Raw genomic sequence first — 23,993 nt, 5'->3', positions numbered from 1 at the left:
GCATGCTTTTAGTTAGGCTTATACTTCCCGGAAGTACAAATAGCGCCCGGCCCCAGGTATATTTTCCGGGAGCCGGGCGCTATTGTGGAGATAATTTATACTTCCTATTCCGGATCGTTTTCCTCGTCCAGTTCTGCCTCTTTCTCTACCTCCTGTACCTCCTCGGTCAATATATAACCTTTTTCTGCGGCGTGTGCGGCAGCGGCAGCGGTGTCTTTTACCAGCACCATTTCCACCTCACCTCCGGCCTTCAACTCGTCGGCAATTTTGGTTACGGCCTGGGTGCGCTTGGCAATGTTCACGTCGCGGATATAGATGGCCATGATGCGGCCCGGGTGGTTCTTCACCACCTCGTGGTAAATAGGCGCGTCCTGCTGCCCGCTGTCGCCGATAAGTATAAAATCCAGGTGCGGGTAGGTGATCAGGATGTTCTCTATCTCCTTATACTTGTGGCTCATGTGGTCGGAGTGCCCCAGCTTGGTTTCATCTATCCCGAAGTCGCGGAGCAGGAGCGGGCCCTGCGGTATCTCGTTCAGCTCCAGGAAGTGGTAGAGCAGATCGTAGTTGTTCCAGGGGCTGCTGCTCACGTAGAAGAAAGGGTTGTTGCGCTTGCCGTTACGGCCCAACTGCAGTGTTTTATAGAACTGCGACACCCCGTGGAAAGGGATGCGGGAGTGGGCGTTGTTCAGGAGCACGCTGCGGCCGGTCTGCAGCAGGCTGGTGGCGCCGGTGCGCACAATCGTGTCGTCTATGTCGGAGATGATGCCATACTCTGCATCCGGCGGCGGCACCAGCACATAAGCCGTCTCAGTGATGCCAGGTTCGAATCTATGCACCGGCGCTTCAATCAACTCCACGTCTATCGGGTGCCAGATGTCCTGCAGGTGCAGCGGTGTCTCGGGTTTCAGGTTCAGCACAAAGTAGCCTTCCACATCGGTGGTTATCTCGTGCAGCTGGTTCTGCAGGCACAGTTGCACCCGCGCATTGGGTATCTCATCGCTCTCAAAACGCCGGTACATGTTCAGCAGGTTTTCCCAGGTGGTATCGGTTTCCTCTGATTGCCGGATGCCCTTGTCCACCAGCACGCGGCCCTTCACGTAAAGTCGATCGGGCGTGCCGTAGCTGCGGTAGGTAACAATCTGCAGGGGCCGGTTCAGTTTAAGCTTGTTCTTTAGCTGAAAGGTAAGCAGGTCCAGTTTCTCCTCTCCCTTCAGTATCGTTTCCGTGATGCGTTTCTTTATCTTTTTCATAGTATAGCGCTGGTCGGGTTTATACTTTTTCTGCTATAACGTAGTTGCAGGTGATGGGGCTACATCAGACCTGCTGAAACACAAAAGCCCGCCGAAAGGGCAGGCTTCTGGTAGGTTATAGGTTTCCGGCTTAAAGGCCAAGGGCGCTTTTCAGACCGGCCAGGTCGCTGTCGGGGGCAGAGGAAGTGCTGCAACCTTTATCCCGGGCTGTTTTCTGGATATTCTCGATACGGTTGTCCGGGCTCGGGTGCGTGCTCAGGAACTCCGGCGTGCCGCCCTGCTGCGACTCCTGCTCCATCTTGATAAAGAAGCCGGCCGCGCCGTCGCAGGCGTAGTGCCGGGAGCCGCCCAGGTAAGCCACCGAGGTAACGTCCGCCTCGTTCTCGGCATCACGGCTAAACTTGAGGCCCGCCAGGGAGCCACTCAGCTGCGCCGCAATCTGCTTCAGCGTGCTGGCGTTGTTGCCCAGCGCCACCGACAGCAACAGCGAAATGCCGTACTGGCGCTGCAGCTGCTTCACGCTGTGGCGCTTGTCGGCGTGGGCAATCTCGTGGGCCAGCACACCGGCCAGGTGGTCTTCATCATTCAGGTATTTGATAAGCCCCGTGAAAACGTAGATCTGTCCGCCGGGGGCAGCAAAGGCATTGAGTGTGGCGTCATCCTTGATAATCTTCACCGTCCAGGGGAACTGCTCTTTATACTTTACCTCGCCTGAGGTGAGGATGCGGTTCACGATGCGGTCGAGGTGCTGGTAAGCTTTCTGCGTGTTGGCGTTGGAGCTGTTGCGCTCCAGCAGCTTGCCTTGCGCGCGGTACGTAGAGTCTACCTCGTGGGCCACTTGCTGCCCCAGGCTGATGTCGTTCTCAATCGAAAAGATAACCCCATCGTTGCTTTCGCAGCTGCTGAGGGTGAGCATGCCGGCGAGCGCCAGGCATGTAAACGATGCGTAAAGTAACTTCTTCATGTATGCTTTTAAGTGTACTGTAATTACCTGGTGCAACGCCCTGCACGGGCAACCAAGTATAAACGGTGGCAAATATATGGCCAAAAAGCTTGTGGAGGGCAGGTATTTTATACTTGGGCGGATTAGGTATTACATCAGGAGTATAGGATGGGGCAAAAAAAGCCCCTGTTTTTAGCAGGGGCTCTCTTTAGTGTAGTATGTGGTTTATTTTACGGACGAGCTGGCAATCGGGTTGCCGTCTGTGTCCAGTTCCACGATTTCGTAGTTCAGGGCCTGCAGTTTCGGAAGCACCGACTTCTTGTCGCCCACCACCACGATGTGCATGTTGTTCACGGGCAGGTGCGTGGCCGCCAGCGCGTCAATTTCCTGCTTGGTGATGCTGTTCAGGATGTCGGTCTGCTTCTTCACGTAGTCCTTGTTCAGGTCATACTCCAGGATACGGCCCAGGAAGCCGGCCTTCTGGAACGGCGTTTCGTACTGGCGCGCGTCCGCCTGTCCGATGGAGTTTTTCATGAATTGCAGTTCCTCAGCCGTGATGCCGTTCTTGTGGAAACCGGTGATCTCTTTCATGAATTCGGTTACCGACTCGGCCGTGGCATCGGCGCGCACGCCCGCAGAAGCTGTAAAAGGACCCGCATACTTGCTGCCGCTGAAGCCGGAACGGGCACCGTACGTATAGCCTTTGTCCTCGCGCAGGTTCAGGTTGATGCGGCTGTTGAAGGCTCCGCCCAGGTTGTAGTTCATCAGGCCCAGCTTGTAGTAGTCGCCGGTGGCATCGAATGGCAGCGCCATGTACCCGATGCGGATCTCAGACTGTGCCGCGTCCGGCTTGTCAACCAGGTAAATGCGCGTCTTCTCGATAGCCGGTGCTTTCACGTCGGCAGGGATCTGCACGTTCTTCTTCTTCCACTTTTTCAGGAAGTTCAGCTTGCCGGTCAGTTCCTTTTCTGTGATATCACCCACTACTACCAGCTGCGCTACAGAAGGAGAGTAGTAGTCATTGTAGAACTTCTTAACATCCTCCAGCGTGATGTTAGAAACGGTTTCCACCGTGCCGGATGTAGGGATGGCCATCACATTGCCCTCGCCATACAGGAGCTTGCCGTACACGTTGTTGGCAATGGCTGTTGGCTGGGTGGCCTGGTTGGCGATACCTTCTAAGCGCTGCTTTTTCAGGCGCTCAAAATCATCGGGCGCAAACTTAGGCCTGAACAGGCGCTCCTCCAGTAGCACCAGCGTTTTATCCAGGTTCTTCTTCAGCGCCTGCACCGTTACGTAGGTTTCGTTGCTGCCCGCGCTGATGCGGATAGAGCTACCCAGCTTATCGAGCTCGTTGCTGAACTCTTCGGAAGTATAGTTCTGGGTATCCTCGTTCAGCATTTCTGCCGTCAGAGAGGCCAAACCGGCTTTGGACGGATCGTTGGCGGACAGGCGGTGACCGCCTTTCAGGGAAAGCTGCAGTGTAACGGTCGGAATTTCGTTGGTGTAGGTACCGATCATCTTCAGGCCGTTCTTAAACTTGCCCGTGTAATATTCCGGCACCGCCACCACCGGGTTCTCTCCGGAGCCCGGGCGCTTGCTGCGGTCGAAGGTGTCAACCGCTTTGGTATACTTCAGGCCGCTGTACTCGTCTGGTCCTTGGGTATAGCCGTCCTGGGTTACGGTGTAGTTATCGGCTTTGGCTATCAGCTCGGCCTTGCCTTTCGGCACTACGCTCAGGATAACGGACGGCTTGCCTTTGATGTACTGGTTGTACACGCGCTGCACATCCTCCTTGGTGATGGATTGGATGCGCTTGATCTCCTCCTGCAGGTAATTCGGGTTGTTGCGGAAGGTTTCGTAGTAAGCCAGCTGCGATACTTTGCCGCTCACGCTGGCCATGCGGTTCACCAGGCCCGACTCGGCCTGGGCCTTGAAGCGCTGCAGGTCCTCGTCGGTTACGCCGCGCTTTTCAAATTCTGCGATGGAAGCACGCAGCAGCTGCTCGGTCTGCTCCAGGGAAGTGTTCGGGTAAGCCATTACGGTAAAGGTAAACTCACCGGCCAGCTCCGAACTGGAGTTGAATGCCGAAGCCTGAATGGCTTTCTGCTCTTTTACAAAATTCTTGTAAAGGATCGAAGACTTGCCCTGCCCCAATATCTCGGCCAGCACGTCCAGCGCCGGCTCATCTTTGTGGCCAGACTCCGGTGCAGGGAACGTCATGCGCAGCATCGGGAAGCGGATGTTGTCCTCGTAGCTCACGTAGCGGTCTTTGTCCAGCTTGGCTACCTGCGGTTTCATGTCTTCCACGGCAGGCCCTGCCGGAATAGAGCCGAAGTATTTCTCCACCAGTTTCACTACCTCCTCCGGTTTCACGTCGCCGCCCACGGTAAGGGTAGCGTTATTCGGACCGTACCAGCGCAGGAAGAAGTTCTTCAGGTCGTTTACGTTCACGCGGTTCAGGTCATCGATGTAGCCGATAACAGACCAGGAGTAGGGGTGACCGTAAGGGTAGAGCGTCTTGCCCACCATTTCGCCGGAAAGGCCGTAGGGCTGGTTGTCCACGCGCTGGCCGCGCTCGTTTTTCACGGTTTCGCGCTGCACCTCAAATTTCTCCTGTGTTACGGCATCCAGCAGGAAGCCCATGCGGTCTGCCTCCAGCCACAGGGCCGTCTCCAGTTGGTTGTTTGGCAGCGTCTGGAAATAATTGGTGCGGTCGCGGTTGGTCGTGCCGTTCAGCGTACCTCCTGATTCAGAAACTATCTTGAAGTGTTCCTCGTCGGCCACGTTGTCGGAGCCCTGGAACATCATGTGCTCAAAAAAATGCGCGAAGCCCGATTTGCCGATCTCTTCACGGGCTGAACCCACGTGATAGGTCACATCCACGTGCACTACCGGGTCGGAATGGTCCTCGTGGACAATTAGCGTCAGGCCGTTGGGAAGTTTATACTTAGAGTATGGAATTGCCAGCTCATCGCCCTTACGGGTTACTTTCTCAACGAGCTTTGTTTGAGCCTCCGCTATGCCCACCACACTGGTGGTAAGCAGAATGCTCAGCACGGTCTTGTTCATCATGTGCTATAGTGTTTGAGTTTGGTATAGTAAACAATATAGCGAACAGCAGATGAATTCTGAAAATATTATATACGAATGGCTATTTTGTCTCGCTTAACACCTGCTTGGAGAACATGATGGAAACGGTGAGGGTAAGCAGGGAGATCACGAGCATGGCCGTTGTTAAGAGGAAAGCCATACCGGCTGTTTCGGTTGAATCAGATCCCTGTGACTCCTGCACCATCCCCAGCAACCGGGTAAAGTACGTGGCGGCGCGCCAGCCCAGCAGCAGTGTCAGCAAGCCGGCCTCGGCGGTACCCAGCATAAAACCCCAGCGCTTGCCCCTGTTCAGGAAGTGGCCGGCAGTCAGCCCGATCAGGCCACCCGCCACTCCGGTTATCAGGGCCGTGTTTGCCTGTTCACCGGCCAGGTCCACAGCCACCACGCCGCAGCCCAGTAAGAAGAATCCAAAGAAGGCGTACAGGTACGATATGTTCTTGTGCATGGTGCGCTCCAGGTATAGGTGTCGGGTGTAAAGATACGGGAGATTGGGAAAGTATAAAAGTTATCGGGGGTTCGTTAGTTTATACTTTCGCATTGTTCCGGATAGCCTTAGTCCGAAACCTTTCTGCTGCGGGCCTCTGAATCCGAAAATGCTATTCTTATACATTGGCTATACTTCATACTTCTCTGGCGCAAGCGTCCGCTTGTGCCTTAGCCTCTGCTTACAGCAACCTGACGCAAGCTATCCTTACTAGCTGCCGTTCCTCCTCCAGACTTACATACCTACAGTTGCACTTCATACTTTCTGCCCTCCTAGGCCGGGAGGCCTCGCCTTGGGGGTAGGGGCCCTCGATAAGGGCATCGCGCGGTGTACATTTCCTTTGCTACCCTTCGGTCGCAATGCCGCTACAGCGGCACCGGAAATCTAGAAGGCGCTCTTTATACGAGGGCCCCTACCCCCACCCAAAGGCTGGGATAAGATCGATAGCTGCTGCTGACGGAGCTTCAGCCGAAGACCCCCTTTGAAGGGGGCAGGGGGATGATAATTGCATGTAGAAATTCCCCTCCTCGGAGGGGCTGGGGTGGGTTTATACCTTGTAGGGACAGGTCGCGACCTGTCCACCCAAGAACTGAGGCTATGGGACACATACTTCAGCTAGAGTAATATCAAACTCCCCGCCTTAGACAAGGAGGGGCTAGGGGTGGTTGGACCCGGCACCGCAGCCAGACGCTCACAGTACCTCTAAACTCCGCGAGTTATCCTTATTAAATCCCTCACACAACTTTTGCCCCTAACTAAAGTATGAATGCCTGAGGCGGGAAGTTTAGAGGCCTCTGACGATGACGAAGAAGGAAATTCACGAATTATATGCCGACCCGGGTAAATCGGCGGCTTGGGCTGGTTTGCGCTATACCTCTGATGAGAAGCCGGGCTTCACCCGCAAAAAGGCCGGAAAGGGTTTTTACTTCCTGGATGAAAACGGGGAGAAAGTGACGGATGAGAAGGTGCTGGCAAGGCTGCAGGCGCTGGTAATTCCACCGGCCTGGACCGAAGTATGGATCTGCAAACAACCGAAGGGGCACCTGCAGGCCACTGGACGTGACACCAAGGGCCGTAAGCAGTACATCTACCATCCGCAGTGGCAGCAGGCACGTAGTCTCACCAAGTTCGGACGCATGATCGAGTTTGGGCATGCATTGCCGAAACTGCGCCAGCGCCTGCAGGAGGATATCAACTCGCGGCACCTGGACAGGCGCAAAGTAACAGCCCTGGTGCTCACCATCATGGACAACGCGCTGATACGGGTCGGCAACCGCAGTTACGCCAAATCAAATAATTCTTACGGTCTTACTACCCTGCGCGACAAGCATGTGAAAGTGGAGGGCAGCAGCATCCGGTTTTCCTTTGTAGGGAAGAAGGGGGTGGCACAGGAGGTAGATCTGAAAGACCGGCGACTGGCCCGACTGGTGAAACAGTGCAGAGACATCCCGGGCTACGACTTGTTTCAGTACTACGACGAGAACGGCGAGCGGCAGACGCTGGAGTCGGGGGATGTGAATGAGTACCTGCGTGAGGCAACGGAGCACGATTTCTCTGCCAAAGACTTCCGCACCTGGGGCGGCACCGTGCGTATGGTGGAGTGCCTGGAGAACGTACTGGACGAGCAGCCGGAGTTGGAAAAGGAGAAAGCTATCAAAGAGGCCATCAGGGATGTGGCGAAGGGATTAGGCAATACCCCCACCGTGTGCAGCAAGTACTACATTCATCCGGAGGTGGTGAACCTGTTCCGGGAGGACCGGCTGATTAACTACCTCAAGCGCCATGACGCTACCAAACCCAAGTCGAAGTATTTATCCGGTACGGAGGAACTGGTGCTGAAGATGCTACAGCGCGTGGCGAAGGAAAAGGAGAAGAAAGCGGCCGCAGCGTAAGGTTATACTTTACACTATGGCGCGGTTTGTCTCCAAAAGTATAAACTTGCCTCAACTGAGCAAGGACGTTTTCTTCTGCTAAGAAACCTAGAAGGAAGTGAGGGCCTCCACCCCCGAAGGTGAAGCTTTTACTACTTGCTACCAAGATCCTTTCAGGATGACAAAAAGTGTTAAATGCACCTGTCAGACTGAGGTAAAAGAACAGCTAATTTATACTTTCTGGCTACTTCGGCATGTTGTCCAGCGACTGCCAGAGGTATTTGCTGGCGATGGTGCGGTAGGGGCGCCAGTTTTCGGCTATCTGCTGCATCTGCAGGCGCAGGACCTTGCCGGAGGCATCAAGTCCATAGTGGCGTTTCATGGCATTCTGTATTCCCAAATCATCCACCGGAAAAACATCAGGGCGCTCGAGGGCAAACATCAGCAGCATTTCCACGGTCCAGCGGCCGACGCCTTTTATCTGCGTCAGGTGCAGGATCAGTTCCTCGTCTTCCATGGCGTCGATGGTGGCGTGCTCCAGGTTTCCCGCTGCTGCAAAAACGGCCACATTGCGTATGTAGCCAATCTTCTGAAACGACAGTCCGGCACTGCGCAGCATCTCGTCGGTTGCCGCCAGCACCAGCTCCGGGTGCGGGTACTCCTCCGGAAACAGCTCCTGAAAACGCCTGAAAATAACCGCCGCCACCTTTGTGCTCAGCTGCTGCGACACAATAGAGCTGAGCAGTTTAAAGTATACATCCTCGGAGCGGGAGGAGGGCAGGGGCCGGCCGCTCCGGATGATCTCACAAATAATCGGATCAGCGGCAAAAGCAGCCAGTATTTCAGGAGAGGGGTGGGAGGAGTTCATTTTTTAGGACAAAAGACTGCTTGACAAAAGAAAAAAGAGGAATCGTCAAAAGACATATTTGTTAAAGCGACTGTTCCCTTAAAGTGACAGTCGCTAAATTATAATGGGGGCGTCTATACGACCACCTTTTCCTGGTTCAGCGCCTGCAGTGCTTGCAGCAAGTGCTGGTGCATTTCCTCGGTGATATCCAGGTGCGTCACAAAGCGGATCATCTGCGGGCCGAAGCTGGAGGCAAGTATGTTTTGCTTGGCCAGGGCCTGCACAAAGGCAGCATCCTGCATACGGTCGTTCAGCTTAAAGATTACGATGTTGGTTTCCACGGGCATCACGCTCTCCACGTAGTTGCTCTGCAGTAGCACCTGCTCCAGTTCCTTGGCCCTGCGGTGATCTTCGTGCAGGCGCTCGATGTGGTTGTCCAGCGCATAGATGCAGGCTGCCGCCAGATAACCGGCCTGGCGCATACCTCCGCCAAACACCTTGCGCACCCTTCGGGCTCGTTTAATAAAGTCGCGGGAGCCGAGCAGCACGGAGCCTACCGGGGCACCAAGTCCCTTGGAGAGGCAAACCGAAATGCTGTCGAAGTATAAGCCGTAGTCCTGGGCCGCGTCGCCGGAGGCAGCGAGGGCGTTGAAGACGCGGGCGCCGTCCAGGTGCAGGGCCAGGTTATGGCGCTTGCATACTTCAGATATAGCAGCAATCTCCGCCAAAGAATAAAACGAGCCGCCGCCTTTGTTGCAGCTGTTCTCCAGGGCCACCAGCCTTGTCTCGGGGAAGTGGATGTTGTCGAGTGGGCGGATATTGGCCTCTACCTGCTGCGGCGTCATTTTGCCACGCTCGCCATGCACCAGGGCTGTGGAGGCTCCTGAGTTAAAGGCGATGCCCCCGCCCTCGTACTGGTGGATGTGCGCCGTGATGTCGCAGATTACCTCGGTGAGCGGGGCGGTGTGCACTTTGATGGCAATCTGGTTGGTCATGGTGCCGGAAGGGCAGAAGAGGCCAGCCTCCATGCCAAACATCGCAGCGGCTTTCTCCTCCAGGGCGTTCACGGTCGGGTCCTCGCCGTATACATCGTCGCCAACAGGGGCGGCAAACATGGCCTGCAGCATGGCCGGGGTTGGCCTGGTTACGGTGTCGGAGCGGAGATCTATCTTTTGGCTCATGAATATGCTTTCTGAAAAAATTTTATTTTGTAAAAATAATAACTTACTTTTGCCCCTCAAATAAAAACATTGCAACGATGGGAGTTACTAGACTAAAAAGAAAAGATCGCAAGAATAAGGCAAGAGCTAACAACAAGGTAGCTAAGATCAAGCAACTGCTGCTGACGCCTGTTATCAAAAACGTAGACGTAGACGCGCTGAAAGAGCAATTCGGTGAGGCTCCTAAAAAGAGCAAGCCTGCTGCTGAAGAAACCGCTGCCGAGTAGTCCCTTATTTTCGCGAAAGTAAGCCCATCTGCTGCCGCTGCTGTTTAGCGAATGGCGGCGGCTTACTAAACAAGACATCAAGTGTGTTTGCCTGCGCAGACACACTTTTTTTATGCCCGCTTGCCCAGTTCCAGCACCTGCAGGTCCTGCACCTTGCCCTCGTTTATACTTAACTTCACCATCGTCCGGATATTATGGAAGCCGTGCCTGCCCGCCGCGCCCGGGTTTATGTGCAGCAGGTTGTTCAGGCTCTTGTCTGTCATGATTTTGAGGATGTGCGAGTGCCCGGTGATGTAGAGCTGCGGCGGGTTTAGTTTTATACTCTGGCGCACGTCGGGGTGGTACTTGCCGGGGTAGCCGCCAATATGCGTCATCATTACGTCCAGCCCTTCTGCCATAAACCGGTTTACCTTGGGGTGCACCAGCCGGATAGCAGCATCGTCGATATTGCCGTACACGCCCCGCAGCGGCGCCAGTTCCTGCAGCCTGTCCGATACTTCCATACTTCCAAAATCACCGGCATGCCAGATTTCGTCGCGGTCGGAGAGCAGGCGCATGATCTGGTCGTCGAGGTAGGAGTGGGTGTCGGAGAGGAGGCCGATTTTAAGCATGTTCTAAAGTTAGAGAGTTAGAAAGTTGTAGCGGTGCAGTATTTTGTGTCTTTGCTGTTAGGTTGTTTTACCTTTCTTTGGTACTGCAAGTTACCTGTTTTCTTGGGATAGTGGCGGTGAGTTGAGCGGGAAGAGAGTTTTGCTTTGTCGGATCTAACCACCCCTGGCCCGAAAGTTAACCCCACCCCAGCCCTCCCCTAAGAACAGGGGAGGGAGTTCTGCAGTCCCGGGCCCAACCACCCCTGGCCCCTCCTTAGCCAAGGAGGGGAGCCTGTTTTTACTGTTTCTGAAGTATAAGCTTCGTTGCCAGCGTCCTTGCACGGACAGGTCGCGACCTGTCCCTACAGCGTATAAACCCACCCCTTGCCCTCAGAGGAAGGGAATTATACTTGCCACCTTCTCCTGTCATCTCGAGTACTCTCGAGGCGGGAGCCGAAGAGAGCCAGCGTAGCTGTGAGAGATCTATCGGGGATTCTAAACAGAACTTTCCCGAAGGTCGAGATGACAGCAGGGGCAGCGGCACTCACACTTACTCCCTTCTATTGTCTCTACGGGCGATTAACACCCCTATGGTCCCCTCAAGGGGACAGTAGTAATAGCAGCGGCTATCGAATGATTCCCAGCCTTTGGGTTGAGCGCCTCGAGAGGTTCCGGTGACGAGCGACAGCGAGGCAGCCCGAGGCACGAGGGCAGGAAGCGAAAGCAGCGCGATGCCCGAAGGCGAGCCCTCTCGGGCTTGAGAGCTCCAAGGCTAGAGGTGCAACGTTAGCTTTTGTAAGTCTGGAGGAGGAACGATAGCTAGAAAAGATAGCTTGGTTCAGGTTGCGGGAAGCCGTGGCTAGGAAAGTATAACCAGCAAGTATAAAAGTATAGCTGGAGCAAGATTAGAAGTATGGCTTTTCAAGCCAGTCAAGTTACAAACTTGACACCATAATAGGATACAATTCTGAAGACTTGCGCCAGACAATTATCAAGTATAAACTGAAGTATAAAGTATAGCCTACGCCGACTCTGAAGTCCGCAGCAGCATTAGTTCCAAATAAAGATGTCCGGAACAGCGAGAGGCCGTGGCTACGAGGGTATAAACCGGCAAGTATAACCTATAACTTATGCGGACTGGGAAGCCTGCAGCAGCTTTTAACAGCCGTAGAGGGAAAATATAATGTATCATTAAAGTATAAAATCCGCTTATCCCTTCATCCTGAAAACCTGATTCAGACTGGTATAAAAGCTGCGGCTGAAGTATAACAGTACAAACTTTACATGTTTGGGAGTTTTTTTCAGATACTGAAAACATGTGGGAAGAAAACTGGTTTTGCTTTGACGACACACTATAAACAGCACCTCCGGAGTTATAACAACGGATTAACTACCCCTCACCCTGTACCATACCCAAAGCATGAAGAAATTACTTTTAGCAGTTACCGGATTGGCATTTTTTACATCCTGCGAGCAAGCCCAGGGAAGACTGACCGATGTGGCCAAGGATATTGCGAAAGAAGAGTTTAAAAATCACACCGGAATTGATTTCGACTCTACGAAAGCACGGATCGACACGCTGAGCCTGGAAAACGAAGTAAGGCGCGAAGCCAAAGACCGACTGATTGACGAGATAAACGCGATGTAAACCCGGTTGTAGCTGGTATTTTTGAGCGTTTAGCAGTGAAGCGACAAATAGCCGTTGTCGCTTCTTTTTTTGTCAGTAGTGTAAGCGCCGTCGTTTTTGTCGGGGCCAGCTATCCTTCATCCCTTTCTGAGGGTAAGGGCCTTCAATAAAGACAAGGAGGGGACTTTGGTTGAAGTATAAATTTCATAGCCATTTTCCTCGCGCAGACAGGGCACGACCTGCCCCGGGCAAAGTATAAACCCACCCCTAAGAGCTGCGCTCGCTACCTTCGAACTCGCGTTCTCGGTAGTCTAAGGCGGGGAATCTGTGATTACTTTGGCAAAAGTATAAGCTTCGTCGTTGCTGTCCTTGCGCGGACAGGTCGCGACCTGTCCCTACACAGGTTAAACTCAGCAGCCGATTACACCCCTTTGAGCGCAGCTCGCAAGCCTCGAACTCGCGTTCTCGCTTATCCTCAAGGGGACAGTTCATACTTGTTGCATAGCGAAGGCCATGGCTATCGAAATGATACCCAGTTTTTCCGGGAGGCGGCTTGTGGGATCTGGTGCCCGGAACAACACCGGGATGTGTCATACGCATACTTGCTATTAGCCGCTGCTACTGCACTTGCGGGTTACAAATCCGCGGCTACCATACTTCCGGATTGCAAATCCGGAAGAGCAGCGGCCCCCTAAAACGCAACGTATTGCGTCTCCCCAACTCCTCAACTCCTCAACTCCCCAACTCCTCAACTCCTCAACTCCCCAACTCTCTAACTCCCAAACTTCCCAGCTTCCCAACTTTCTAACTTCCAAACTTTCCCTATCTTGCTGTAGAAAACAAAGGCAACCCCGACCCATGCTGCAGCACAACACCCTCCGCCCGAAACAGGCGCTGAACAAGGCTTACCTGCGACTGAAAACAAGCCGAACTGAGATCGAACGATTTAAACTGGCGCTCACAGGGCTGCTGGACAGCATCAACCTGCACGAAACCGAAGAGCACGCCAAAAACCACCTGCGCGACTTTCTGCGGTTGACCTTTTATGATAAGTATGGGGTGAACACCAAAGGCAAAACTGACCTGGTGATCCATACCGGCAACACCACCAAGAGCAACGCCGGGGTGCTGCTGGAGGTAAAGCGGCCCACCAACAAGGCCGACATGCCCACCACCGGCAACCTCAACTACAAAGCCACCCACGAGCTGCTGCTCTACTACCTGCGCGAGCGCCTGCAGCACCACAACCACGACCTGCGCCACCTCATCGTAACCAGCGTGCACGAGTGGTTTGTGTTTGATGCCCTGGAGTTCGACCGCCTGTTTTTTAGAAATGCCCAGCTGAAGAAGGACTTTACCGACTGGGCCGCCGGGCGCAAGGCCAGCGGCAGCACCGATTTTTTCTACAAGGAGATTGCCGCGCCCTACCTGGAGAAGCTCTCCGAAAGTATAAGTTATACTTACTTTAACCTGAAGGACTACGAAAAGCCGCTGCGCAACAAAGACCCCAAAGACGATGTGAAGCTGGTGGCCCTCTACAAGTTGCTCTCGCCGGCGCACCTGCTCAAAGAGCCCTTCGCCAACGATGCCAACTCCCTGGACCGCGACTTTTACCTGGAGCTGCTGCACATCATCGGGCTGGAGGAAGTGAAGGAGGGAGGCCGCAAACTCATCCGGCGGAAAGCCAAACCCAACCCCGGCTCGCTGCTGGAGGCGGCTTACCAGAAACTGCGCTCCGAAGACCTGATCTCGGGCCTCGACAAACCCAACAGCTACGGCAGCACCCGCGAGGAGCAGCTCTTTAACGTGGCCCTGGAGCTGTGCATCACCTGGGTAAACCGCATCCTGTTCCTCAAACTGCTGGAGGCGCAGCTCATCGGCTACCACCACGGCGACAAGAAGTATGGCTTTATGAGCCCGGCCAACCTGCGCGAGTTCGACGACCTGAACGAGCTGTTTTTTGATGTGCTGGCCGAGCGGCCCGAAAAACGCAGCGCCACCGTCAAGCAAAAGTATAGCCACATCCCGTACCTCAACTCCTCGCTCTTCGAGACCACGGCGCTGGAGAAACGCACGCTGCGCATCTCCAACCTCAAAGACCGCAGCCTGCTGCCGCTCTACCCGCAAACGGTTTTTCGCCGCACCCAGGGCAAGGATTTTGTAGGCAAACACCCCGAGCTGCACACGCTGGAGTACCTGCTGCGCTTTTTGGGCAGCTACGACTTCGGGGCCGAGGGCAGGGAGGAGATACAGGAGGAAAACAAAACACTGATAACGGCCTCGGTGCTGGGGCTCATTTTTGAGAAGATAAACGGCTACCGCGACGGCTCCTTCTATACGCCCGGCTTTATTACCATGTACATGAGCCGCGAGGCCATCCGGCGGGCGGTTGTGCAGCGCTTCTCCGAAAGGTATGGCTGGAACATCGACACCAGCTCGTCCGGACACGGCTTCGAATCCCTGCAGCTCCGCATCCACCAGAACTATACTTTGGAAAGTATAAAGGAGTATAACCAGTTGCTGAACAGCCTGCGCATCTGCGACCCGGCCGTGGGCTCGGGGCATTACCTGGTGAGCGCCCTGAACGAGCTGATTGTGATAAAGCATGAGCTCCGGATTTTAACCAACCGCCAGGGCAGGCCGCTGCACTACGGAAGCATAGAGGTGCAGAACGACGAGCTGATTGTGACCGACCACTACGGCGAGCCGTTCAGCTATACCGTAACCGAGCACCCCGACGGCCGCCGGAGTATAAACCCGCAGGTGCAGGAGCTGCAGGAGGCCCTCTTCCACGAGAAGCAAACCATCATCGAGAACTGCCTGTTCGGAGTGGACATCAACCCCAATTCGGTAAAGATTTGCCGCCTGCGCCTCTGGATAGAGCTGCTCAAGAACGCCTATTATCAGCATCAGGATTTACAGGATTCAAAGACGGGCAGGATTTCTTCGCAAAACGATTCTTCAAAATCTGAAAATCCTTCACCTACGGCATCCTGGGTATCCTCTAATTCTGAAAATCCTGATGCTGACAAATTCACCCAACTCCAGACGCTGCCCAACATCGACATCAACATAAAGCAGGGCAACTCGCTGCTGAGCCGCTACCCGCTCTCGGCCGATTTGAAAGAGGCGTTCGGGCGCAAGGGCCATAGTTTGCAGGCCTACCGCGAGGCCGTGTTAAAGTATAAGCACACCAACTCCAAGCAAGACAAAAAACAGCTGGAGGCTTTCCTGGAGGAGATAAAGCAGGGCTTTAAAACCACCCTGGCCAACAACGACCCGCTGCGCCGCAAAATGGCCGAGCTGCGCGGGCAGATACAGGTGATGCAGAACCCCGACCTGTTCGGGGCCTCCAAAGTAGACAAGAAACTGCTGCAGCAAAAGCAGAAGCAACTGCAAAAGCTGGAAGACGAGCGCCAGGCCATCGAGGAAAACAAAGTATACGAGGGGGCCTTTGAGTGGCGCTTCGAGTTTCCGGAGGTGCTGGACGAGGAAGGCAAGTATAACGGCTTCGATGTGGTGCTGGGCAACCCGCCCTACATACGCCAGGAGGAGCTGGGCAGCTTTAAAGTATACTTGCAGAAAGCTTTCAGCACCTACGCCGGCACCGCCGACCTGTATGTATACTTTGTGGAGCGCGGCATAGAGCTGCTGCGCGAGGGCGGCCAGTTCAGCTACATACTTCCCAACAAGTGGATGCGCGCCGGCTACGGGCAGGCGCTGCGGGCCTGGCTGCAAAAGTATAAACTGGAGCAGCTGCTGGACTTCGGCGATTTGCCAGTGTTTGAGGAAGCCACCACCTACCCGCTTATTCTGGCCGTGGCAAAGTATAAACCAGTAGCAGGTTATACGTTTGAGGCGGTAAGTATAAACACGCTGAAGTATGAGCAGGGGCTGGAAAGCTACGTGCAGCAGCACAAGTATGCCGTGCAGGCCGACCTGCTGCCCGGCTCCGGCTGGACACTCTCCGACAGCACCGCACAGCAACTGCTACAGAAACTTAAAAACACCGGCACGCCGCTGGGCGAGTACGTGGAGGGCAAAATCTACCGTGGTGTTCTCACAGGCTTAAACGAGGCTTTTGTGATTGATGAAGCCACCAAAGACCGGCTCATACTGGAAGACCCGCGCAGTGCCGAAATCATCAAACCTTTTCTGGCTGGCCGCGATGTGAAGCGGTACCAGCCGCCGAAGTCGGATAAACATCTTATACTTTTCCCGGCAGGATTTACAAAAGAAAAGGCTGGAAGTATAAATGAGGAGATGGCATGGCTGTGGCTGCAGGAGAATTATACTTCCGTGGCTGCATATCTGGCTCCTTTTGCTGAGAAAGCTAAAAAAAGAGCGGACAAAGGTAATTATTGGTGGGAGTTAAGGTCCTGCGTATACTATAATGAATTTGAAGTTCCCAAGATTGCATTTGCTGAGATTGCTCAAATTAATCACTTCACTTTAGATTCCATTGGGGGGTATTTTGATACAACTGCATATATACTTGGCAACGATGATTTATACTTGCTCTCTCTTCTGAACTCAAGACTGCTACTTTTTTATTTCGAAAGTATAAGCTCCCAAATCAGAGGCGGGTTTTTAAGATGGAAGCGACAATATATGGTTCAACTCCCCATCGCCACGCCTGACGAGGAAACGAGAGCAAGTATAACACAGCTGGTGGAGCAGATTTTAAGTATAAAACAAGCCGATGCCGCTGCCGATACGTCGGGGCTGGAGGCGGAGGTGGATGTGCTGGTGTACCGCCTCTACAACCTCACCTACGAGGAAGTGCTGCTGGTAGACCCCGGCTTCAGCCTTCCCCGCGAGGCCTATGCGCTTGCCCCAACCTTCCAGAACCAGGAAAAATGATGTCCCGGCGCTTCCGGGTTCAGCATCCGGGAGCGCTAAAACCAGAAATGTTATACGTTATACTTCCTGTTTCTGCACGCCCAACCGGCCCGAAACCCAATGGCGCGGGCGTTCATTCCCGCTACCTGCTGGCGCGGCAGCCGCTGGCCCGCTTCCATACATCGCCACCGAAACCGGCAGGGGAGGGAGAACCGCAAGCTAAAAATTTCTAAGTATAAATGCCCTGCACTACGTATATAAGTCCGATGCAAGGTATAAACACAATTTTACTATACTTAATAAAGAATTTATATAAGTATAAGAGGTGTGAAATCGTGAAAAATTGACCTGAAACAGGGCGCCCGCAGGCAGCCGCTGTGCCTTTTCCACCTCAAAACCCCATCTTTCAGTCCTCTAAATTGGACGTTCACGTAAAAAATCCGGGAATTAGTGTAAATTAACTAAAAAAGTCACAATTAATATTGAATTAATACATCATTGGTGCGCTTGTTGCGTAAATATACTTAAATGAACGACTATGCCAGCCACCGTACTCAGTGATCGCCAATACCAAACCGCTCTCCAGGAGCAGCATTTTTCGCTGCGATACTATGTCGATGATAAACTGGTGTGCACCGAGTGGCGCGGCGTAGTGCCCTGCGACACGCTCCGGCAATACAGCCTGTATGTCTGCCAGTTTATCCTGGACAACAACGCCGAGCTTGTGCTTGCCGACTACAGCCGCATGATAGTGCCCTGCCTGGAGGACCAGGTTTGGATAGCCAACCGCACCGAGAAAATACTGCGCCAGAGCAGGCTAACGCGCATTGCCAGCGTGCTGGCCCCCGAGCTTTTCCAGCCCCTGGGCGGCCGCAGCACACCCGAGTTCGCGGCCCAGCTGCACCTGCCCTGCGAGCTCCGCGACTTCGCGCACAAAAACGACGCCCTTAACTGGCTGCTGGCAGCCTAGGGCACCCCAACAAGCTAGTTAGTTAGTGGCGAGGCAGCAGATGTGGTGTGCCTGCTGCAGCTAAGGCTATACTGGTGCGTCGGGCATAGCCTCACTAGCTGCCTGGGGTTTTGGTGGAGCAGCAACTCCAGTATAAATTTAAATATCAGGTATTTTTCCGTTGTCCTGTCGGTTGTGTACAGGGTCTCTCTGTAGTCGAGTGTCTGCATAAGACTTTGCGTATCGCTCTGGAGCAGATAGATATACGCATTACGGAACATTTCTTTAGCTTCTGTAGGGCACATCTCCAGCCCTAGTACCTATGCAACAGCCTTTCGCTTCATATCAATCGGTTCAGGGTTTATTAACTGGAAGACAAAATTTTATTTTTTCACAGTTTTATAAAATGATTTTCGTCATTTAATCCCTTTTTTATTCTACGCGCATATAAGAAAAGTGTAATAGTTTGGCGCTGCGCCTTGTACCGCTGCGGCAAAAATCCCGCTTTCCTTTTGTGTGGGCAGGAGGCTTAAAAAAGGGCCAGAGGTGCTTGCAAATGAGCAAAAAACAGTATATTGCTATATAAAAATTGCGTATAAGCCCTTGCAGCCAGGCTTTTAGCAGTTTGCACCCGGTTTTATCAATCACAACAAAAAGCGACCTTTATGGGAATGATGAAAGAATTTAAGGAGTTTGCCATGCGCGGCAACGTGATGGACCTGGCCATCGGTATCATCATCGGCGGTGCCTTCACGGGCATTGTAAACTCCGTTGTAAACGACCTGGTAATGCCGGTAGTGGGCAAGGCAGTCGGCAACATGGACTTCTCCAACCTCTATGTGCCCCTCTCCAGCGAGGTGCCTACCGGGCTTGCCCTGGAGGAGGCCCGCAAGATAGGAGCCGTGTTTGCCTACGGTAACTTTATCACGGTGCTCCTCAATTTCCTTATCCTGGCCTTCATCATCTTCCTCATCGTGAAGGGCATTAACAGCCTGAAGCGCCAGAAAGCAGCGGCTCCGTCTGTGCCGCCAGCCCCTACCAAGGAGGAAGTGCTGCTCACCGAAATCCGCGACTCGCTCCACCATATCGCCTCGAAGTAAGGCAAGTACAACCACCCAAAAGCGCCTGCTCTTTGTCTGAGCAGGCGCTTTTGGGTTTACCAGGTTTATACTTGTCCGGATCAGGGTTTTCAGGAGGAAGGGAGTTGGCTTTGCAATCCGACTGGCTTGAAAAGCCATACTTTATACGGCTGCTATACTTTTATACTACAGTTTATACTTTCTGCTGTTCCGGACATCCTTGTCCGGAACCACTCTGCTGCGGACTTCCGAGTCCGCGTAGGCCATCCTTTATACTTTAGCCATACTTCCCATAGCCCCTGCTTCCTTCCACTTGAAGCAGGCTATCCTTTCTAGCTTCTGGTCATCCTCCAGACTTACATCAGCTACTGTTGCATCTCTGGCTTTGGCTCCCTCAAGGCCGGGAGGCCTCGCCTTGGGGGTAGGGGCCCTCGATAAGGGCATCGCGCTGTGTACATTTCTTTTGCTACCCTTCGGTCGCAATGCCGCTAAGGCGGCACCAGAAATCTACAAGGCGCTCAACCCAAAGGCTGGGATAAGGTCGATAGCCGCTGCTGACGGAGCTTCAGCCAAAGTCCCCCTTTGAAGGGGGTAGGGGGATGTTAATCGCCTATAGAGACAATAGAAGGGAGTAAGTGTGAGAGCCGCTGCCCCTGCTGTCATCTCGACCTTTGGGAGAGATCTAAACAGAATTCCTGATAGATCTCTCACTTCGTTCGAGATGACAGAAAAGTAGAAAGTATAGACTGTCCCCTTGAGGACAAGTGAGAACGCGAGTTTGAAACTTGCGAGCAAAGCTCAATAGGGGTGTAATGGTGTGCTGGATTTATACACTGTAGGGACAGGTCGCGACCTGTCCGCGCTATTGCAGCAACAATAAAACTTATACTTTAGCCAAAGCTACTACAGGCTCCCCTCCTTGGCTAAGGAGGGGCCAGGGGTGGTTGGACCCGGTACTGCTGGGACTTGCTTGCCGGAGACAAGGAACTTCCGCCCTTGCTGTCATCTCGACCCTCGTGAGAGATATAACTAGAATTCCCGATAGAGCTCTCGCCCTGCTCGAGATGACAATAGGGGTAGCAGAACTCCCTCCCCTGTTTTTAGGGGGAGGGTTGGGGAGGGGTTAATTTTCGGGCCAGGGATGCTTGGACCCGGCACTACAGCGCTTTCATCCAGTGCTATAGAGAAAGAATTTTAAGCCGGTAATCAACTGAAAAGTATAGCCCCCAAGCAAAAGCGCCTGCTCAGAAAATGAGCAGGCGCTTTTGGTTGGAGTATAGTTACTTAGACCTTACTAATCTCTGTCTCTGTCCCGGTCTCTGTCGATGTCGCGTTCGGCATCAGCATCCACCGTTTTCTTTCTGGTGGTGGTGTCATACTCTACCACGGTCTCGGTTACTTCATACTCTGTTGCCACGGAGTCGCGGTCTACCACCACTTTGTTATCATCCTTAGCCTCCATGTTGGTTGTTCTATCGGTTCTATCGCAGGCTACCAGGCTCATAGATGCCATGGCTACTACACCTGCCAGCATTATCTTTTTCATAGTTGGTTTCTTTAATTAAACATGTATAAGTACAATCCAGGCTGCCCGCCCGCTGTAACTTATACTTTGTTTTACGAGAGTTGCGGCATAAAAGGTATACTTGCCAGGTACCGGCTTGCGGGGAATATGCAAAAACGGGTGCCAATAATGTGATTTACCTGCCACAAGAAGCATCCGGTAAAAACCCCTCCGATCTTCCGGATCCGCAATCCGAAAGATACTTACCATGGCAGCCTCCTAAATTATTAAAGTTATCTGACCAGAGCGCAGCCAGTAGCCCGGCTACGAGGAGAGGAATGTAACCTTACCAATCGGTGCCTGAAAAACGCCTTCATCTAAAACTTTACACCTGCCTGCCTTACTTCAGAGTGCCCTGCAGCTTGCGCAGCAGCGTTATCTGGCCCAGGTGGTAGGCGTTGTGCTCGGCTACCAGCATGGCTTCGCGCAGCAGCGTTTGCCCCTGGCCGTGCGCAAAGGGCTCGAACAGGTCGTTACTGGTGTCCTGCACCAGCTGTATCATCTCCTCCAGATCCTGGGTAATGGCTTTTATACTTTGCTGGAGCTGTTCCTCGCTGTCGGGTGCCTCCTGTGCGGGCCAGTAGTCGTCGGGCCAGGTGGGTTCCTGGTAGCTGGGGTTGCGGCTGAAGTCCAGAATGTCGTGCTGAGTAAAGCGCAGGTGCTCCAGTTGCTGCCAAATGGTGTAAGGCAATTCGTGTACTTTCTTTCCAGCCTCCTGCAGCGTGAGGCCCTCCAGCAACTCGTTGATTGGTCGATAGGCCTGCCCGCCGCGAAGGAGCTTTACCAGGTGCTGCCGTAATTGTTCGTTCTGTGTCATAGCCAGGGAAGTATAAACTATACATACTTCCTGCCGGGGCGGCTGGTTGTGAGGCTGTTGTAAAACGTGAGCCGGGAAGACGAACTGCTTGTAGAAAGTAAAAATTGATAGTGAAAGCCCTAGCGTGATACGCTGTGGCGCAGCTGGTGCAGCAGGAGCAGGGCCGCCGAGAAGAGCACCACAGCCACTACCTGGTGCAGCACGCCCAGGCTAACCGGCACCGCCGTCACCAGCGTAACAATGCCCAACGCCACCTGTAGCAGGCATACCAGCAGCAGCACCGATAAAAGGGTATGGGCACCCGGCAATAGCACCGTATGGCGTGCGCGGTACCAGAACCAGCCCACTGCCAGCAGCACCAGGATAGCGGTCCAGCGGTGAGCAAACTGCATCGCCACACCATTTTCCAGCACCTGCAGCAGGCTGCCCAGGTGGCCGTGCAGGTGCGCCGGGAAGAACTCGCCCTCCATGAGCGGGTACGTGTTATAAGAAAAACCTGCCTTCAGACCAGCCACAAAAGCCCCCAGGATTATTTGCACGAGGATAAGCCCTAGCACCAGCAAGGCCGGGCGGTACAAGCTGCTCCTGCGTGTTCCCTGCCTGCGGATAGTGACCAGGTCAGCTACGGTCCAGAGGATGAGACCAATAAGCGCCAGCGCCAGCGCCAGGTGCGCCGCCAGCCGGAAGTGGCTCACGTGCGGGTTATCTACCAGGCCGCTTTTTACCATCAGCCAGCCCATCAGCCCCTGTGCCATGCCCAGGGCAAGTATAAACAGCAGCCTCCGGAACAGCCAGCTTGTCAGCTTTTTGGAGAACAGGAAGTACAGGAAAGGTACGATAAACACCACCCCTAGCAGGCGGCCCAGCAGGCGGTGCAGGTATTCCCAGAAAAAGATCGCTTTAAACCCCTCCAGCGACATGCCTTTGTTCAGCTTCTGGTACTCCGGAAACTGCTTATACTTCTCAAAAGCAACCTGCCAGGCTTCGTGGGACAGGGGCGGCAGCGTGCCCCCAATCAGGTTCCACTCCACAATCGAGAGGCCCGACCCGGTAAGGCGCGTAATGCCGCCAATCACCACCATGGCCAGTATCAGAAGGGCCCCGCTCAGGAGCCAGTATATTATCGCTTTGTTGGGGGTAGATGCCTGCATAACCCCGCAAAAGTCCGGATAAAATAATCACGAAGAACTGACATTCGTCATTTCTTTCAAATTTTCAGGTCTGCCGTTGCGGGGAGTTTAGTTCAGGAGCCAGGCCAGCGCCTCCGTGCGATGGCTGAACGTTCTGAGCTCGTAGGGCACCATGCCTGACAGGAAAATCTTCTCGATGTTTTTCTGGGCTATACTTTCGCGTACCGGGCTGAGCGGGTGAATGCGGGCCACCTTTTGCAGGCGTGTTTTGGAGAGCTCCCGGGCCAGGTTCAGGTTTAGCTCGCTGTTTTCCTCGTCTGTGATGTGGATGCTGGTAACGCTGGCATCGAGCAGCAGCCGTTTCACGTCGTAATTTCGGATGGTTTCCACCATGATGGAGAGGCAGTGGCGCACCTCCGTCAGCTGGTAGCTGTACAAATCGGGGTAATTTACCTGCAAAATGTCTGTTGCAGGGCTATACTCAAGCTTTATCAGTCCGTTATGATGTAAGATCATGTGCGATAGGGCTTGTGTTTTTCTGTACCTTTTTCTGCGGACGTAAATTAGTAAAATTAGCAACACAATATAAAGCGCCCCCTGTATGTTTTTCTTATCTTAGTACCTTATGCCCGTGCGGGCGGTGTTAACCAAAGTATAAAAACGTATCATGAGACCATACATTCTTGCCGAAACAAACTGGAAGGCCCTGAAAGATCAGCAGGTGGACCTGGCTGTGTTGCCATGGGGAGCCACCGAGGCCCATAATTACCACCTGCCCTACGCCACCGATGTGATAGAGGCCGAAGCCATTGCCGCTGCCTCCGCCAAAATAGCCTGGGAGAACGGCACTAAGGTGATGGTGCTTCCCGCTATACCTTTTGGCGTGAACACCGGCCAGGCCGACATTAAACTGGACATCAACCTGAACCCCAGCACCCAGCTGGCCATACTGGACGATATTGTGGCCGTGCTGAACCGGCAGGGCATTAAGAAGATGCTGGTGCTCAACAGCCACGGCGGCAACGATTTCAAGCCGATGCTGCGTGAACTGGGCCTGCGTTACCCCGAAATGTTCCTGGTAAGCTGCTTCTGGATACAGGCTGCCGACCGTAAAAAGTTTTTCGACGTTCCCGGGGACCATGCCGATGAGATGGAAACCAGCCTGCTGCTGCACCTGCGCCCTGATTTGGTACTGCCGCTGGAGGAAGCCGGAGAGGGCACGGAGCGTAAGTCGCGCATTAAGGGCATACGCGAGGGCTGGGCCTGGTCGGAGCGAATCTGGTCGATGGTAACGGAGGATACCGGCGTAGGCAACCCCAAAGCAGCTACCGCCGAGAAAGGCAAAGCCTTTTTAGAAGCCGCCGCCCAGAACATTGCCGGGCTACTCACCGAGATTGCCAACGTAGACATCAAAGACCGCTACACGGACGAGGTATAGG

Annotated in this window: 19 protein-coding genes; 8 read left to right on the top strand and 11 right to left on the bottom strand. The window is 53.8% G+C overall.

Features of this window, described 5'->3' with window-relative positions; genetic code table 11:
• Positions 1-104: 104 nt before the first annotated feature.
• The 4 genes from C8N40_RS16770 to C8N40_RS16755 form a co-directional block, all read right to left on the bottom strand.
• Positions 105-1,250 (bottom strand): App1 family protein phosphatidate phosphatase, encoded by a 1,146-nt coding sequence (locus C8N40_RS16770; RefSeq protein ID WP_108212966.1) that lies wholly within the window; start codon positions 1,248-1,250, stop codon positions 105-107.
• A 130-nt stretch (positions 1,251-1,380) separates the two neighbouring features.
• Positions 1,381-2,214: a M48 family metalloprotease gene (locus C8N40_RS16765; RefSeq protein ID WP_108213108.1), complete on the bottom strand. Its 834-nt coding sequence runs from the start codon at positions 2,212-2,214 to the stop codon at positions 1,381-1,383.
• A 204-nt stretch (positions 2,215-2,418) separates the two neighbouring features.
• Positions 2,419-5,268, bottom strand: coding sequence for a M16 family metallopeptidase (locus tag C8N40_RS16760; protein ID WP_108212965.1), 2,850 nt, complete (start codon positions 5,266-5,268; stop codon positions 2,419-2,421).
• A gap of 79 nt (positions 5,269-5,347) precedes the next feature.
• Entirely contained in the window at positions 5,348-5,752 is a 405-nt protein-coding gene (locus C8N40_RS16755; RefSeq protein WP_108212964.1) for a hypothetical protein, read from the bottom strand.
• A gap of 839 nt (positions 5,753-6,591) precedes the next feature.
• Between C8N40_RS16755 and C8N40_RS16750 the strand changes: the two genes are divergently transcribed.
• Positions 6,592-7,683, top strand: a complete 1,092-nt coding sequence (locus C8N40_RS16750; RefSeq protein WP_108212963.1) for a DNA topoisomerase IB — start codon at positions 6,592-6,594, stop codon at positions 7,681-7,683.
• Between the two features lie 223 nt (positions 7,684-7,906).
• Here C8N40_RS16750 and C8N40_RS16745 read toward each other — a convergent pair whose 3' ends face one another.
• On the bottom strand, positions 7,907-8,530 hold the full coding sequence (locus C8N40_RS16745) for a DNA-3-methyladenine glycosylase family protein (RefSeq protein WP_108212962.1): 624 nt from the start codon (positions 8,528-8,530) through the stop codon (positions 7,907-7,909).
• 113 nt (positions 8,531-8,643) lie between these two features.
• Positions 8,644-9,690 carry a threonine aldolase family protein gene (locus tag C8N40_RS16740; RefSeq protein WP_108212961.1) on the bottom strand — a complete coding sequence of 349 codons (1,047 nt, stop codon included), beginning with the start codon at positions 9,688-9,690 and terminating at the stop codon, positions 8,644-8,646.
• A gap of 77 nt (positions 9,691-9,767) precedes the next feature.
• Between C8N40_RS16740 and C8N40_RS16735 the strand changes: the two genes are divergently transcribed.
• Positions 9,768-9,956, top strand: a complete 189-nt coding sequence (locus C8N40_RS16735; protein WP_108212960.1) for a hypothetical protein — start codon at positions 9,768-9,770, stop codon at positions 9,954-9,956.
• Between the two features lie 110 nt (positions 9,957-10,066).
• On the opposite strand, the gene C8N40_RS16730 is transcribed toward C8N40_RS16735, so the two are convergent.
• Complete coding sequence (locus tag C8N40_RS16730; RefSeq protein ID WP_108212959.1) at positions 10,067-10,567, bottom strand: metallophosphoesterase family protein; 501 nt, start codon at positions 10,565-10,567, stop codon at positions 10,067-10,069.
• 1,429 nt (positions 10,568-11,996) lie between these two features.
• Here C8N40_RS16730 and C8N40_RS16725 point away from each other — a divergent pair.
• The 5 genes from C8N40_RS16725 (at position 11,997) to mscL (ending at position 19,064) form a co-directional block, all read left to right on the top strand.
• Complete coding sequence (locus C8N40_RS16725; protein WP_108212958.1) at positions 11,997-12,194, top strand: hypothetical protein; 198 nt, start codon at positions 11,997-11,999, stop codon at positions 12,192-12,194.
• A gap of 837 nt (positions 12,195-13,031) precedes the next feature.
• Positions 13,032-17,036, top strand: a complete 4,005-nt coding sequence (locus C8N40_RS16715; RefSeq protein ID WP_108212956.1) for a DUF7149 domain-containing protein — start codon at positions 13,032-13,034, stop codon at positions 17,034-17,036.
• Positions 17,037-17,083: 47 nt separating this feature from the next.
• Positions 17,084-17,248: a hypothetical protein gene (locus tag C8N40_RS22745; RefSeq protein ID WP_170114132.1), complete on the top strand. Its 165-nt coding sequence runs from the start codon at positions 17,084-17,086 to the stop codon at positions 17,246-17,248.
• 305 nt (positions 17,249-17,553) lie between these two features.
• Positions 17,554-17,985 (top strand): hypothetical protein, encoded by a 432-nt coding sequence (locus C8N40_RS16710; protein WP_108212955.1) that lies wholly within the window; start codon positions 17,554-17,556, stop codon positions 17,983-17,985.
• Positions 17,986-18,629: 644 nt separating this feature from the next.
• Positions 18,630-19,064, top strand: a complete 435-nt coding sequence (gene mscL, locus C8N40_RS16705) for a large conductance mechanosensitive channel protein MscL (protein WP_108212954.1) — start codon at positions 18,630-18,632, stop codon at positions 19,062-19,064.
• Positions 19,065-20,337: 1,273 nt separating this feature from the next.
• Here mscL and C8N40_RS16695 read toward each other — a convergent pair.
• From C8N40_RS16695 to C8N40_RS16680, 4 genes are all read right to left on the bottom strand, one after another.
• Entirely contained in the window at positions 20,338-20,589 is a 252-nt protein-coding gene (locus tag C8N40_RS16695) for a hypothetical protein (protein ID WP_108212952.1), read from the bottom strand.
• Between the two features lie 358 nt (positions 20,590-20,947).
• The gene (locus C8N40_RS16690) at positions 20,948-21,424 is read right to left on the bottom strand and encodes a DinB family protein (RefSeq protein ID WP_108212951.1); all 477 of its coding nucleotides are present in this window, start codon (positions 21,422-21,424) and stop codon (positions 20,948-20,950) included.
• Positions 21,425-21,543: 119 nt separating this feature from the next.
• Positions 21,544-22,575 (bottom strand): COX15/CtaA family protein, encoded by a 1,032-nt coding sequence (locus C8N40_RS16685; RefSeq protein WP_108212950.1) that lies wholly within the window; start codon positions 22,573-22,575, stop codon positions 21,544-21,546.
• An 87-nt stretch (positions 22,576-22,662) separates the two neighbouring features.
• Positions 22,663-23,070: a hypothetical protein gene (locus C8N40_RS16680; protein ID WP_146173585.1), complete on the bottom strand. Its 408-nt coding sequence runs from the start codon at positions 23,068-23,070 to the stop codon at positions 22,663-22,665.
• Between the two features lie 151 nt (positions 23,071-23,221).
• Between C8N40_RS16680 and C8N40_RS16675 the strand changes: the two genes are divergently transcribed.
• The gene (locus tag C8N40_RS16675) at positions 23,222-23,992 is read left to right on the top strand and encodes a creatininase family protein (RefSeq protein WP_108212948.1); all 771 of its coding nucleotides are present in this window, start codon (positions 23,222-23,224) and stop codon (positions 23,990-23,992) included.
• The last annotated feature ends 1 nt before the right edge of the window (position 23,993 follow it).

The sequence above is a fragment of the Pontibacter mucosus genome (assembly GCF_003054055.1).
Lineage (GTDB): Bacteria > Bacteroidota > Bacteroidia > Cytophagales > Hymenobacteraceae > Pontibacter > Pontibacter mucosus.
This window is presented reverse-complemented; position numbering and strand designations above follow the sequence as displayed.

Excerpts from the sequence above, each read along its gene's own strand:
- C8N40_RS16770 (WP_108212966.1), bottom strand. The coding sequence starts at position 1,250 with ATGAAAAAGATAAAGAAACGCATCACGGAAACGATACTGAAGGGAGAG.
- C8N40_RS16765 (WP_108213108.1), bottom strand. The coding sequence starts at position 2,214 with ATGAAGAAGTTACTTTACGCATCGTTTACATGCCTGGCGCTCGCCGGC.
- C8N40_RS16760 (WP_108212965.1), bottom strand. The coding sequence starts at position 5,268 with ATGATGAACAAGACCGTGCTGAGCATTCTGCTTACCACCAGTGTGGTG.
- C8N40_RS16755 (WP_108212964.1), bottom strand. The coding sequence starts at position 5,752 with ATGCACAAGAACATATCGTACCTGTACGCCTTCTTTGGATTCTTCTTA.
- C8N40_RS16750 (WP_108212963.1), top strand. The coding sequence starts at position 6,592 with ATGACGAAGAAGGAAATTCACGAATTATATGCCGACCCGGGTAAATCG.
- C8N40_RS16745 (WP_108212962.1), bottom strand. The coding sequence starts at position 8,530 with ATGAACTCCTCCCACCCCTCTCCTGAAATACTGGCTGCTTTTGCCGCT.
- C8N40_RS16740 (WP_108212961.1), bottom strand. The coding sequence starts at position 9,690 with ATGAGCCAAAAGATAGATCTCCGCTCCGACACCGTAACCAGGCCAACC.
- C8N40_RS16735 (WP_108212960.1), top strand. The coding sequence starts at position 9,768 with ATGGGAGTTACTAGACTAAAAAGAAAAGATCGCAAGAATAAGGCAAGA.
- C8N40_RS16730 (WP_108212959.1), bottom strand. The coding sequence starts at position 10,567 with ATGCTTAAAATCGGCCTCCTCTCCGACACCCACTCCTACCTCGACGAC.
- C8N40_RS16715 (WP_108212956.1), top strand. The coding sequence starts at position 13,032 with ATGCTGCAGCACAACACCCTCCGCCCGAAACAGGCGCTGAACAAGGCT.
- C8N40_RS22745 (WP_170114132.1), top strand. The coding sequence starts at position 17,084 with ATGTTATACGTTATACTTCCTGTTTCTGCACGCCCAACCGGCCCGAAA.
- C8N40_RS16710 (WP_108212955.1), top strand. The coding sequence starts at position 17,554 with ATGCCAGCCACCGTACTCAGTGATCGCCAATACCAAACCGCTCTCCAG.
- mscL (WP_108212954.1), top strand. The coding sequence starts at position 18,630 with ATGGGAATGATGAAAGAATTTAAGGAGTTTGCCATGCGCGGCAACGTG.
- C8N40_RS16695 (WP_108212952.1), bottom strand. The coding sequence starts at position 20,589 with ATGAAAAAGATAATGCTGGCAGGTGTAGTAGCCATGGCATCTATGAGC.
- C8N40_RS16690 (WP_108212951.1), bottom strand. The coding sequence starts at position 21,424 with ATGACACAGAACGAACAATTACGGCAGCACCTGGTAAAGCTCCTTCGC.
- C8N40_RS16685 (WP_108212950.1), bottom strand. The coding sequence starts at position 22,575 with ATGCAGGCATCTACCCCCAACAAAGCGATAATATACTGGCTCCTGAGC.
- C8N40_RS16680 (WP_146173585.1), bottom strand. The coding sequence starts at position 23,070 with ATGATCTTACATCATAACGGACTGATAAAGCTTGAGTATAGCCCTGCA.
- C8N40_RS16675 (WP_108212948.1), top strand. The coding sequence starts at position 23,222 with ATGAGACCATACATTCTTGCCGAAACAAACTGGAAGGCCCTGAAAGAT.